We start from the raw sequence: 12,539 nt of genomic DNA, 5'->3' as shown, positions 1-12,539 counted from the left end.
CTTTCTTTTTCATTTAGTCCCACGCCTACATACAAAGCCGTTATTTTGCGAATAAAATTCTCATATGAGTAACCTTAATTGATCTTCTCCCAATCACAATACAATGCGAGTTTAAACATATAGAATTGTTATATCTCAACAAATCCTGCTTGTACTGTGTCTCACAATAACACCTCATCTTATAAGTCACGACATAAAGTCACTGCTACAAATCGTAACGTAAAACCGTGCTACGAGTCTCAGCGACACAACCTCTATCCTTTATCTGATTTGTACTCGTAGTTGTAGTAACCGTAGTAACCATAGGCATTGCTTGATTTACGAACCACCCCATTAAACACCACGCCTTTTACATCTATACCGTTTTGCTCAAAACGGTTTCGTGTAATTTCCAGCTCTTTGGCATGATTTTGACCAAAGCGCGTTACAAGTAGTGTTGTACCAGCATGAGCACTAACAATAGCTGGGTCTGTTACTGCTAATATCGGTGGTGTATCTACAATCACTAAATCGTATTTGCTACTTACCTCCTTGATTAACTTACTAAAGTTTTCGTGCATTAGTAGCTCAGAAGGGTTTGGCGGTATTTGACCACGCGTCATTACATCCAAACCCTCTACTTGCGTGTGCTTTATCGTTTGATTTAAATCTAAACGACCAGATAAATAGTCACTAAGGCCGTTATCCCACTTCATCCCGAACTGAGTTTGCAAATAGCCTTTACGCATATCGCCGTCTATAACCAACACTTGTTTTCCGCTTTGGGCAAGCACTGTAGCTAAGTTTACGGTAATAAATGATTTACCCACACCGGGGCTTGGGCCTGAGATAGCAATCACATTATTTTTTGCCTCAAGCATGGCAAAGTGCAGGCTAGTACGTAGGCTTCTTAAAGCTTCAACAGAAAGGTCTGCGGGGTTATCAATGGCAAGTATTGATTTGGCTTTTGCTGTTTTGCCTTTGCGCGCTTTGGCAAAACCAGTTAGCTTAACTTGATATTCAGAGAAGGGGACGCTGGCATAAACAGGCATGCCTAAGGCTTCAATCTCGCTTGGGTCTTCAATGCCTTTATGCATCGCTTTTTGGATAAGTACAATTGCTACAGCTAACATACCACCAAGCATGGTGGCCATTACTACAATTAATGCTTTTTTAGGCTTTACCGGTTGCGTAGTGTTAACCTCTGCATAATCAACAATACGCACATTACCGACCGTACCTGCGCGCACAATGTCAAGCTCTTGTGTTTTGGCTAGGAGTAGCGTGTAAATTTCGTTATTTACTTCTACATCACGGCGCAGTCTCAGTAGCTCTCTTTGTGTTTCTGGTAAGCCCTGCACTTCGCCAGCAAGATCGTTGCGCTGGCGTTTAACAGTATCAATTTGCTCCACAACCCCTCGGTAGGAAGGGTGCTCGCGCTTAAACTTTCGTGCAAGTTCCAATCGTTTGAGCTCTAACTCTTGCAGCTTTGTCTCTAGGCTTACAATTTGCTCTAATACACCTTGTGTTTCTAGGCTGATGTCGATAGACTCTTGACGTATTTGGTAGTCGTTGAATGCTTTTTCAGCTCTCTCTAAACTACGCTTTACCTCAGGTAGTTGAACTTCTAAAAATTCCAATGATTGCTGCGCTTCGGCACTGTTACGCTCAACGTTTCTGCGAACATAAATACCCGCCACCTTATCAAGTACTTTTTCAGCATAATTAGGGCTTTTATCTTGTAAGGCTAAGTTGATAATGCCTGAATCTTTACCTTTTTCAGAAGCTGAAATAGCGGCTTGCAAATCTAAAATAGTTTGTAAACGGTTGCGTTTGACTATTGAGAATTCAGTTCCAGGGCGCGCAACAAGGGTTTTGATTATTAATTCAAATTGGCCAGACTTTACTTCTTCACCCACTTTTCCCGTTAAAACTACTTCATCATTACCATTTAATAAGGTAAAGCCACTGTCAGCTTGAGCTTGTAGAGTAAACCCTATTCCTTCAGCACTTTTGGGAACTCTAAAGCGGTAAATTTCAACTTGCTCACCGCCCCAGGCATAAGAGCTTGCACCAAAGCTTGGTTCTGCCACATCACCTTTATTTTGGGCAACAAATTTGCGATAGCTTCGCCCACCAAACAAAGGAAATAATTTAGGCTCTACAACTGTATCTAAGTTTAGTGTATCTACAGCTTCGCCAATTACGCTTCTTGATTTTAGCAGTTCAATTTCAGTAACTGCTGCTGAGGTAGTTTCGAACATGCCAGACATGTCATCAAACCCAGGCACTGAGCCGCCTTTTTCTTCAACTTGCACCATCGCCGTTGCTTGATAAATGGGCGTGCTGAATATGGCATAGGCTATGCCCAACAGCATAAATAGCGCTGTAACACCAACAATAAACCATTTAGCGTCAAATAAAGCACCAAATAGTGCCATTAAGTCAATTTCTTGAGCGTCTAATTTTTGTGACTTTTGTGGAGTGATCAAATTTGGCTGAGCATTCATATACTCACGATTCCTTATAAATACTTTTGCCAAGCGCCGCAGGCACTATCGATAAGTTCATACACATGCTCAAACGCTTCTTTAGATTGGCGATACGGGTCGGGGATCTCTTTATCCCCTATCCATTTACCGAGTAAAAAGGTTTTACCACGGGCTTGGGGGTAACGGCTGCATAAATCATCTAAGTGCCTATGTTCCATTACTAAGATTAAACTATTTTGTGCCACCAAAGTGCCGTTGAGTTGTCGGCCTTGATGACCACTCATGTCTATTCCACACACCTTTGTTAGCTCTTGCGCCATAGCATCAGCAGATTTACCTTCAAGTGCCGTTAAGCCAGCAGAGGATATTTTAATATCCTTTCCTGTTAATTTGCTTTTTAATACATATTCTGCGGTTGGGCTTCGGCAAATATTACCCGCACATACCACTAAAACACTATCAAACATAAAAACTCACACTATTGGTTTTCGATATCTTGAATGGCATCTACTGTGGATAGCGATGGCAACAACAAGCTGATAACTTTGTTCCAACGAGCTAGTGGTGCGCTCGTGACATAAACAATATCTTGTGGCTGTAACTCAAACTGCTCAGCAAGCACCAACGACGCAACATTTTTAGCATGTAGCTGGTATACATCTGCCAATACACCATCTTTTTGTAAATCACGCTTACGAAGTACAAAAACACCGTTTGCATCGGCCGTCCGCTCGTTAAAACCACCCGCGTCAGTTAACGCTTCGGCAAGGCTTAAGCCGTAACGGTTTACATCGACTTTACCTGCTTTTATCACATCACCAAGCACGTAAACATTTTTCTTATCATTACGGTTTACGTGGATAATATCGCCATGCTGTAACAAGCGGTTTTGAGAAATATCCCCTTGCGCGTAAAAGTCGTCTAACTGGATAATGTCAGTTTTGCCATGGCGAGTAAAAGAAACCGTCTCCCAATCTGCACTTTCGCTTAGGCCACCCGCTTGGTTGATCGCATCAATTAGCGTCACAGGGGTTTCAGTTATGGGATAAACCCCTGGTTTTGTTACTTCACCAGTTACGTATGCTTTTTGGCTTTTAAAGCCCACCACTTTTACATCAACTTGTGGGTCTTCAATTACCCGGCTAAGCCTTTTTGCGAGTTCATCACGCAACTCAGTGACCGTTTTACCGGCTGCTGGTACTTTTGGTGCGTATGCATAAGTAATGGTGCCATCAGCCTGCACCCGAAACCCATCAAACTCAGCCGTTCGTTGAACAGCTGCCGGAATCGTTAATTCAGGGTGATCCCATACACCTATGGTGATCACGTCACCCACCCCCAATCGATACTCATAGTCAGATACATCAATGCCAACCAACGCCGAGCGTTCTAGCTCTTTGGCACTCTTAATTTTATGTTCTTGAACCAATTGAGAGTCAATGATGTGAATGTTTACTTTTTCTAAATCGCGCTCAAGGTTTGCGGTTTGTTGACCAGAGTTAATCCCTTCAAAGTGACCACCGGGTACCAGTGTGCAGCCACTCATTGCCAAAACAAGGCTACTAGCAATGATAGTTTTACAGCTTAACGCCATTGTGTCTTCCCAAAAATAAAATAATCTTTTCTTTTTATTGCTTTTTATTAAATAGCAACCAATTTTTACTGGTCAATTAAAGCATGCACGCATACTAATCGCAAGTAGCGCTAGGTTCAAAGCAAGTCTTAGTGAAGCAGACTTAACCTTAAACCATTTTATTATTAAGTTGTCGTTACTCGTCTGTGCTGAACTGCATCTTAGAATCGTTTATAGCATTAGAGATTACGCAGTAAAAGCTCCAAAAGCAGGCTTTGGTTCAAAACACGAGCACAAGCTTAAAGACGATACGAACCGTGTAGGGTAATCAACAAACTAGTGAGCCTACTATCGTACGTCTCTTTTTATACAATTTCAGACCATTTTAGACACGCTTCCGCCCTTAGGTTGCAGCCCCTAAATGCTGGTTTAAATACTAATTTGCTCTAGTGGCTCCATGTAAATCAATTTGAACATGTAGCCAAACCTAAGGTTACAGCCTTTTTGTTACATTTAAATAAGGATAAAGGGTTAACTTTGCATTTCAAATTCAGTATTTTTTGCAATAATTTCAACACTGGTATTCAAAAGCTCTATTAATAACACGCTTCTCGTTTCACCGTCAGCTTGTTGGAATATCGCTTCTATGTTTTGATAGCAATTGTTAGACAGTACAACCTTATCACCCGCTTTAAAGTCATAATGCTCTGCAGAAGGTTGTTGAGTACGAAGTTGATTAACGACTTCTTCAGGTACTTGTTGAATGTGCTCGCCAAAGCGAACAAAGTCGCTAATACCTCGAGTGTATTTTATTGCACAAAAATGAGCGGAATATAGGTCAATATAAACAAATAGATATCTGGGGAATAACGGTTGTATGAGTTGTTTGGCGCCAGAGGTTTTACGCCGCGTGTAAACTGGGTAAAAAACATCTATGCCTTGTTGCAGCAGGTTTTCGCAAGCTCTAGCCTCTTGTTTAGGCTTACAATACACCAAATACCATTGCTTCATTAGACAATCCATTTTCTCATTTAACCTACAGCAATTAAAATTATACGCTTCTGTAGCTTAGAGTCCAGCATCAATAGTATTAGTGTCGCAAGTTCCTTATATGCACACGAACTCATTACACTCATCATTACTGCTAAAACTGCAACGTTTTTTTAGTCGCAACCAAACAAGTCTCGTGTATAAACCTTCTCTTTAACGTCACTCAACTGGGTAACCATGCGGTTTGAAACAATCACATCACTCATTTTTTTAAACACGTCTAGGTCAGATATCACCCGTGAATTAAAAAATAACTCATCTGTTAAAACAGGCTCATACACAACCACTTCTATCCCTTTGGCTTTGATACGTTTCATTACACCTTGAATAGAAGACGCTCTAAAATTGTCAGATCCTGCCTTCATTATAAGGCGATATATACCTACAACCTTAGGCTGCTTGTTTACGATAGACTCCGCAATAAAGTCTTTCCTCGTTGTATTAGCATCAACAATGGCTTGAATTATGTTGTTAGGTACATCTTGATAGTTTGCTAGCAGCTGCCTTGTATCCTTCGGTAAACAATAGCCACCATAACCAAAAGAAGGGTTATTATAATGATTACCAATACGGGGGTCTAAACACACACCTTCAATAATTTGCTTAGAGTTTAGGCCATGAGATTCAGCGTAACTATCTAACTCATTAAAATAAGCAACGCGCATAGCCAAATAGGTATTAGAAAACAACTTTATAGCTTCAGCTTCAGTAGAGTCTGTAAAAAGTACATCAATGTCTTTTTTGATTGCGCCTTGTTGTAATAATTCAGCAAAAGTTTTCGCTCGCTCAGAGCGCTCTCCTACAATGATGCGAGAAGGATGCAAGTTATCAAAAAGTGCTTTGCCCTCTCTTAAAAACTCGGGAGAAAAAAGAAGATTGCTTACCTTGAGGTTTTCAGATAGTTGTTTTGTAAAACCAACCGGTACAGTTGACTTGATAACAATGGTTGTTTTAGGGCTAAACTGCAGCACATCATTAATGACCGCTTCAACAGATTGGGTATTAAAATAACCTGTATCAGGGTCATAATCAGTGGGTGTTGCGATAACCACAAACTGCGCACCAACGTATGCTGAGGATTTATCCGTCGTAGCAATCAAGTTCAGTGTTTTGTTGCTTAAAAAATCTGTGATTTCAGTATCTTCAATTGGCGATACTCTATTATTAATTTGATTGACTCTATCTTGAACAATATCGAGCGCAACAACCTCATTATGTTGTGCCAATAGCACAGCGTTTGAGAGGCCTACGTATCCAGTACCAACCACCACAATTTTCATATCATGTTCGCTCTTGTCACTGTAATTTCAATACTAGCAGTTTTTATTAGCTACTATACTTTTGTACAACATTGTCGATACCCGTATTGCTTCGCTAAAACACTATTACGTTAATTACTTTTTGTGTCCAAAAGATGAAGCTTGCGCTTTTCTAACTCGAATCGGTGCGGATATAACCCAGTCATCACAATAATAAGCCCAAGTACAGCATATACACTGTTAACAGAGCTTACAGACACCCCATTTAAAAACAAAATGGCCAATACAGACAACCTTACCCTTCTTTGTACATCACTCATTTTCAACAACGTATTAATTACCCAAAATGTAGATAGCAGGCCAATAAAGCCATGGTCAAAAATGGCTCGAGTTACATAAGAATGAAGAATAACTGAGTAACAAATGGTGGGGTCTTTTGCACTAAACAAGGTTTTATAAAAAGCTAACCGCTCGCATGCTTGAGCGGGTAAAGGAGTTAATGCAGGAGAGCCAAACAGAAACTCGTGCCATTGCCAATCAGCAATCGCCGTTAAAAAAAGCTGAAAGAAAACGACTCTATCAATATCTTCAACACTGCCACCCGACAATCGAGACACAAAAATTGCAACAACTCCCAATCCTGCAATACCGACTAAGCCTAGTTGTAAGATGGTTTTCCAATTCATCTCTTTTATATACAAAAGTACCATCATGGCTAAAAAGCAGATAACACCAGAGCGAGAGCCTGAGAGGAATATAACAACTCCCAGCATAGCCCAATCCAGTGCCGAAAGCTTACTTTTTAAACTCCATACCGCACACCCCAACAATAGTAAAAACATGATCTCAAAATTATTTTCCGTAAATATCCCTGGTCGCTCACCCACATTCAATACAATCGAAAGCGCATATTTTACAAAAAACAACAATAACATAGAGCGCCATAGTAGCTTTATCATGTCTGATGTGAATAATACTTTTGCAGAAAAAAAACACAAAATTGCCAAATAAAAGTAGGTTTTATATGCAAGTAAAAAGTCAACCGGATGGGCTCCTCGAGATAATGCCAGCGCCATACATACAACAAAGTAACCAGTACAAAATGCAAATATATACCAGCTTTTTACTGGCATTCGCTTAGCAACAAACAGTAGTGAGCCAACAACTAATAACTCAAAAATAGCGTTGGCAGGCAATAGGTTATACGACCCATACGAGAGGCACCCAACCACGGCCACTATTACAAAGAAAGTAAAATACTGCTGTCGGACCATGTCTCCCCCCTATACGCGCAACGATTTGGCTTTATTTAACAGCCAAATGTTTAGCGAAGTGGGAGCCAGTAGGAGTAAAAATGCGGATAACCGATAAAAATCCCACTTTAACATTGTGTGAGTGAGTAACAACCTAATAGCTTGACGCTTTCGCCCATGAATAAGATTACTTCTTATACTACTCATTACGGTTAAGTGCTGTAAGTAATGGAGGCTATTGAGCATTCTATCTGGCACTAGGCTCTGCTCTTCTAATTGCTTAAAAGCCGCTAAATGTGGAGAGGGGTCAACATAATCTATACGCTGCTGATCAGAGCTCGACGCCATTAAATCATAAACCACGGCACTTTGTTGCACATAGGCTATTGGCCACTTACAGGCAATCATTGCCCAAACAACTTGATCTTCACCTAGCTTTAGGTCTTCAGGAAACCCACCAACCTCTTCTAAAATATTTTTCTCGATACAGACCGAAGAAGCTGTAATAGGTAAGTCTTCATTACAACACGCCCTAAAATAGTCATCAATCAGACCATGAGGTGCTAACAGTTTAGAGTTTATAGCTCTTTTCGTGCCCAATTTAGTTTTAAACTCATATCCTGTGCACAACAATTTACCAGCGGGATAGAGTTGCCTTAACTCAGTAATTAACGCGATAAAATTAGGTAGCCAATAATCATCGGCATCTAAAAATGCCACAAAATCTCCAGAGGCCAAAGAAATTCCGACATTACGAGCATGAGATACGCCGTGATTAGCCTGCCTATGAATTAAAACATTTTGATATTTAAGAGATTCAACCTTTGTTGCTCCGCCATCTTCAGAGCCATCATCAACAACAATCACCTCTTTTACAGGCACAGTTTGTTGAAGCACTGACTCCACAGCTCTGACAACGTGTTCTGCTTTATTAAATAGCGGAATAACAACTGAAATATTCATAGTGACTACAAACGACTTCCATTCATTTGCTCAACAGCAGCGTTAATCATAAGTATCCATGCATGGGTAAGCTAAATACAGAACGCGCCAGTTTTTCAGCGATAGGAAAGTCACCAACCTGATAGTTTAAATGTGCGAACGCCGTTTGCTCATGCATACAGGTGCCATAATAAATAACGGTTGGTATGCCTTGCGATTTATACTGCTGCATTGCGGCGTCTCGTTGCTCACTTTGCAATGTATATTGAGCCCAAGAGCTCACATAACCTGGGGGCACAGAAGGCACTTTAAATTTATCTGCAAGTTGCTGGTGATACCGTAATGCGGCTTCATTTCTACTTTTCAACTCAATCGGAAATTCTGCGAGCTTTTCGAGCAAAATAGCAGCTTGAATCGTATCTAAACGACTATTCATACCAATTCTGACATTATCGTATTTATCTTTACCTTTGCCATGCACCCGATAAGACCTAATTAGATCAGCATACTCATCATTGTTGGTAAAGATAGCACCACCATCACCGTAGCACCCAAGTGGTTTGGCAGGAAAGAAGCTTGTGGTTGCAATATCCCCAAACGACCCAGCCCGTTGCCCTGAAATTTCTCCACCAAAGCCTTGTGCTGCATCTTCTATTAATTTTAGATCATACTTTTTGGCTAACGCCTCCAAAGCGGGGTAATCTGCCGGCAAACCAAATAAGTCAACGGCGATAATTGCTTTAGGTGTTAATTTTCCTTGCGCTATCACTGCTTGAATACGTTTTTCTAAATCAATCGGACAGATGTTAAAAGTATCTGGATTAGAATCAACAAAAACAGGCGTTGCCCCTTCATAGGCGATTGTTTCAGCGGTTGCAAAAAATGTGAAAGTGGGACAAAAAACTGCATCGCCTTCTTTTACATCTAACACCATAAGCGACAAGGTCAATGCATCTGTACCATTCGCACAGGTTATCGCATGCTTCACTCCTACATAGTCGGCAAGCTGCGACTCTAGCTCTTGCACTTCAGGCCCCATAATGTATTGGCCATGGTCTAAAACCTCTTGTATTCTGTTGTCGATTCGTGTTTTAAGATGCTGGTATTGAGCAGCTAAATCAATAAATTGCATTATATCACCACTATGCACTAAGCAAGGTCAATTGTTCGTCTTCTAATTGATATCTATCATTTGTATGCGGGCAAATTGCGGTGCCAGTTCCCGTCAATGGCAAGTCTAACTGCTCACCATACTTGCTGATCCAGCCAATTTGTTTAGCAGGCACCCCTACCATCAAAGCAAAGGCCTTAACATCTTTGTTAATCACAGCTCCGGCACCAATTAAAGCGTACTCGCCAATCGTAACACCGCAAACGATAGTACAGTTGGCACCCAATGTTGCCCCTTTTTTTACAAGGGTATTTTTATATTCACTCTTGCGCTCAATAAATGAGCGCGGGTTATAAACATTAGTAAAAACCATACTGGGACCACAGAACACATCGCTTTCTAAGTGCACATTGTCATATACCGACACATTGTTCTGAATTTTAACATTATTGCCAATAGTAACTTTATTACCCACAAACACGTTTTGCCCTAACGAGCACCCTTCACCAATTTGTGCGCCTGCACACACATGGGCAAAATGCCAAACTCGAGAACCATCTCCGATTAAAGCGCCATCATCAACAATCGCGCTCTCATGTTTTTGGTAAGTCATTATTGATAATCTTTTGCAAAAGGATGAACTTCCTGCTCGTTTTCAACATGTATTTTACCCAAACGAATCGCGTTTACGGTTTCAATACAATGACGAGCATCTTCTAAACCGTATCCACGGCCCGCTAAAATCTCTTGGTAGCTGACGGTGTGAAGGTCGGTAAACCCGCCAGAAAACTCCAGCTCTTCACCATCACATGTAATTGAGCGATAAGTTGGCTGCTTACCCTTAACCGTATCAGGTAAATCATTGGCATCAATTGATAAAAACCACTTCACTCGAGCATTTTCATACTCTAAATAGCCAGCGGCTTTATCATTATTCATAAAGTGCAAATCATTACGTTGCAGCTTACCAAAAATAAAATGTAACATATCGAAAAAGTGCACACCGATATTTGTCGCAACACCAAATGATTTTCGAGGATCGCCTTTCCAGCTTTCCATATACCAATTGCCGCGCGAGGTAATGTAGGTTAATTCAACTTCATGTTTTTCATCTGCCCCTGACTTCGCCACTTTGTCCTTTAGGTCTAAAATAGCTTGATGATGTCTAAGCTGCAGAATATTAAAAACCTTTTTACCTGTTTCTTGTTCAACTAAAATTAAGTCTTCCAATTCTTCGATAGTTGGCACGAGCGGCTTTTCACAGATGACATCACACCCCAACCTTAGACCCGCGGTTATATGTGCATGATGTAAATAATTTGGAGAGCAAACAGAGATATAATCCAGTTGAGTATCCTTGTCTCGCTTAAGCTTGTGTGCATAATCATAAAAACGCTCAAACTGTGTAAAAAACTCACTCTGAGGAGAAATGCTATCAATGATCCCAACAGAGTCATTGATATCATATCCAACTGATAACAGGTTTCCAGTTTCTTTAATTGCTTTCATATGACGAGGAGCAATGTAGCCTGCCGCGCCAATCAGGGCAAAATTCTTTACCTTATCCATAATCTCTTTATAACCTTATATCTGCATCTTTTGGAGTTAATACATGCTTAACGTCATACAATACGTGCTCAGTCTTGCCAAACGCACGCAGCTTTTCAACTCCCCACTCTTTAAACTCATTATGGTCAACCGCTAATACAATCCCATCATATTGGCCTTGCTCAATATCGTTGATAAGTTCGATACCATATTCGCTCTTTACTTCTTCAGCACTCGCCCAACCGTCATATACATCCACTGACATATTAAAATCTTGCAGCTCACGTACAATATCGATGATTTTAGTATTTCGCACATCCGGGCAATCACCTTTAAAGGTAAAGCCTAAAATTAAAACTTTTGCTTCATCAATATGTATCTTTCTGCTTGATAATTTTTTCACCAGTTGCGTAGCAACATACTCACCCATACCATCGTTAATACGACGACCAGCCAGTATTACTTCAGGGCGATAACCCACTTCTTCCGCTTTGTAAGTTAAGTAATAAGGATCAACACTAATACAATGTCCACCGACTAATCCCGGTTTAAACTTTAAAAAGTTCCACTTAGTACCTGCTGCATTAAGCACTTCTTCGGTGTCGATATGCAAACGATTAAAAATCTTGGCAAACTCATTAATCACCGCAATATTCAAATCTCGTTGCGTATTTTCTATCACCTTAGCAGCTTCTGCGACTTTGATAGAAGATGCTTTGTGCGTACCCGCTACAATAATTTTTCTGTAAATTTCATCAACATAATCGGCGACTTCCGAAGTCGAACCCGATGTGATTTTTATTATTTTTGTTAGTGTATTTACCTTATCACCCGGATTAATGCGCTCTGGTGAGTAACCAGCAAAAAAATCTTGGTTAAATACCAAGCCCGATATTTTTTCAATGATCGGAATGCACACTTCTTCTGTTGCACCTGGGTATACCGTACTTTCGAATACGACAATATCATTGTCTTTAATGTGTCGCCCCACCAGCTCAGACGCTTTGCGTAAAGGAGTCAAGTCTGGCGCATGAGTATCATCAATAGGCGTCGGCACAGTAACGATGTACAAGTTACTCTCTTCAAGAGCATTTTCGTCGTTTGAATACGACAGCTTAGTTGCTTGGCACAACTGCTCGCGGCTTACCTCAAGTGTATTGTCTACACCATTGCGTAACTCGTTAATACGTCCTTGATTAATATCAAACCCGACCACATCAAATAGCTTACCAAACTCAACAGCGAGTGGTAACCCAACATAACCCAACCCAATAACAGCAATTTTGGGCGTTTTAGGTATATTAAACATACAATTCCTCGAAATTCTATTCG

Annotated in this window: 11 protein-coding genes; all 11 read right to left on the bottom strand. The window is 40.6% G+C overall.

The annotated features are described in order from the left end of the window. Positions 1-254: 254 nt before the first annotated feature. Positions 255-2,489 carry a polysaccharide biosynthesis tyrosine autokinase gene (locus tag GDK41_RS02070; protein WP_152084855.1) on the bottom strand — a complete coding sequence of 745 codons (2,235 nt, stop codon included), beginning with the start codon at positions 2,487-2,489 and terminating at the stop codon, positions 255-257. Between the two features lie 14 nt (positions 2,490-2,503). Next, positions 2,504-2,938, bottom strand: a complete 435-nt coding sequence (locus GDK41_RS02065; protein WP_152084854.1) for a low molecular weight protein-tyrosine-phosphatase — start codon at positions 2,936-2,938, stop codon at positions 2,504-2,506. Between the two features lie 11 nt (positions 2,939-2,949). Beyond that, a complete protein-coding gene (locus GDK41_RS02060; RefSeq protein ID WP_152084853.1) occupies positions 2,950-4,065 on the bottom strand; it encodes a polysaccharide export protein in 1,116 nt (371 codons plus the stop codon). A 510-nt stretch (positions 4,066-4,575) separates the two neighbouring features. Then, a complete protein-coding gene (gene rfaH, locus GDK41_RS02055) occupies positions 4,576-5,055 on the bottom strand; it encodes a transcription/translation regulatory transformer protein RfaH (RefSeq protein WP_152084852.1) in 480 nt (159 codons plus the stop codon). A 152-nt stretch (positions 5,056-5,207) separates the two neighbouring features. After that, complete coding sequence (locus GDK41_RS02050; protein ID WP_152084851.1) at positions 5,208-6,374, bottom strand: nucleotide sugar dehydrogenase; 1,167 nt, start codon at positions 6,372-6,374, stop codon at positions 5,208-5,210. Positions 6,375-6,484: 110 nt separating this feature from the next. Continuing rightward, a complete protein-coding gene (locus GDK41_RS02045) occupies positions 6,485-7,627 on the bottom strand; it encodes a hypothetical protein (protein WP_152084850.1) in 1,143 nt (380 codons plus the stop codon). A gap of 9 nt (positions 7,628-7,636) precedes the next feature. Beyond that, the gene (locus tag GDK41_RS02040) at positions 7,637-8,569 is read right to left on the bottom strand and encodes a glycosyltransferase family 2 protein (RefSeq protein WP_152084849.1); all 933 of its coding nucleotides are present in this window, start codon (positions 8,567-8,569) and stop codon (positions 7,637-7,639) included. 46 nt (positions 8,570-8,615) lie between these two features. Next, positions 8,616-9,680 carry a DegT/DnrJ/EryC1/StrS family aminotransferase gene (locus tag GDK41_RS02035; protein WP_152084848.1) on the bottom strand — a complete coding sequence of 355 codons (1,065 nt, stop codon included), beginning with the start codon at positions 9,678-9,680 and terminating at the stop codon, positions 8,616-8,618. Positions 9,681-9,690: 10 nt separating this feature from the next. After that, positions 9,691-10,272: an acyltransferase gene (locus tag GDK41_RS02030; protein WP_152084847.1), complete on the bottom strand. Its 582-nt coding sequence runs from the start codon at positions 10,270-10,272 to the stop codon at positions 9,691-9,693. Then, positions 10,272-11,228 (bottom strand): Gfo/Idh/MocA family oxidoreductase, encoded by a 957-nt coding sequence (locus tag GDK41_RS02025; protein WP_152084846.1) that lies wholly within the window; start codon positions 11,226-11,228, stop codon positions 10,272-10,274. Before GDK41_RS02025 ends, GDK41_RS02030 begins: the two co-directional genes overlap by 1 nt. 7 nt (positions 11,229-11,235) lie before the next feature. Next, complete coding sequence (tviB, locus tag GDK41_RS02020) at positions 11,236-12,516, bottom strand: Vi polysaccharide biosynthesis UDP-N-acetylglucosamine C-6 dehydrogenase TviB (RefSeq protein ID WP_152084845.1); 1,281 nt, start codon at positions 12,514-12,516, stop codon at positions 11,236-11,238. Positions 12,517-12,539 lie beyond the last annotated feature (23 nt).

Origin of the sequence: Pseudoalteromonas sp. A25 (assembly GCF_009176705.1) — a bacterium.
In the GTDB taxonomy this organism is placed as follows: domain Bacteria; phylum Pseudomonadota; class Gammaproteobacteria; order Enterobacterales; family Alteromonadaceae; genus Pseudoalteromonas.
Note: the sequence above shows the minus strand (reverse complement) of the source record. Positions and strands in the feature narration are given on the sequence as shown.

Excerpts from the sequence above, each read along its gene's own strand:
- GDK41_RS02060 (WP_152084853.1), bottom strand. The coding sequence starts at position 4,065 with ATGGCGTTAAGCTGTAAAACTATCATTGCTAGTAGCCTTGTTTTGGCA.
- GDK41_RS02025 (WP_152084846.1), bottom strand. The coding sequence starts at position 11,228 with ATGGATAAGGTAAAGAATTTTGCCCTGATTGGCGCGGCAGGCTACATT.
- GDK41_RS02035 (WP_152084848.1), bottom strand. The coding sequence starts at position 9,680 with ATGCAATTTATTGATTTAGCTGCTCAATACCAGCATCTTAAAACACGA.
- GDK41_RS02030 (WP_152084847.1), bottom strand. The coding sequence starts at position 10,272 with ATGACTTACCAAAAACATGAGAGCGCGATTGTTGATGATGGCGCTTTA.
- GDK41_RS02040 (WP_152084849.1), bottom strand. The coding sequence starts at position 8,569 with ATGAATATTTCAGTTGTTATTCCGCTATTTAATAAAGCAGAACACGTT.
- GDK41_RS02070 (WP_152084855.1), bottom strand. The coding sequence starts at position 2,489 with ATGAATGCTCAGCCAAATTTGATCACTCCACAAAAGTCACAAAAATTA.
- GDK41_RS02065 (WP_152084854.1), bottom strand. The coding sequence starts at position 2,938 with ATGTTTGATAGTGTTTTAGTGGTATGTGCGGGTAATATTTGCCGAAGC.
- GDK41_RS02050 (WP_152084851.1), bottom strand. The coding sequence starts at position 6,374 with ATGAAAATTGTGGTGGTTGGTACTGGATACGTAGGCCTCTCAAACGCT.
- tviB (WP_152084845.1), bottom strand. The coding sequence starts at position 12,516 with ATGTTTAATATACCTAAAACGCCCAAAATTGCTGTTATTGGGTTGGGT.
- GDK41_RS02045 (WP_152084850.1), bottom strand. The coding sequence starts at position 7,627 with ATGGTCCGACAGCAGTATTTTACTTTCTTTGTAATAGTGGCCGTGGTT.
- rfaH (WP_152084852.1), bottom strand. The coding sequence starts at position 5,055 with ATGAAGCAATGGTATTTGGTGTATTGTAAGCCTAAACAAGAGGCTAGA.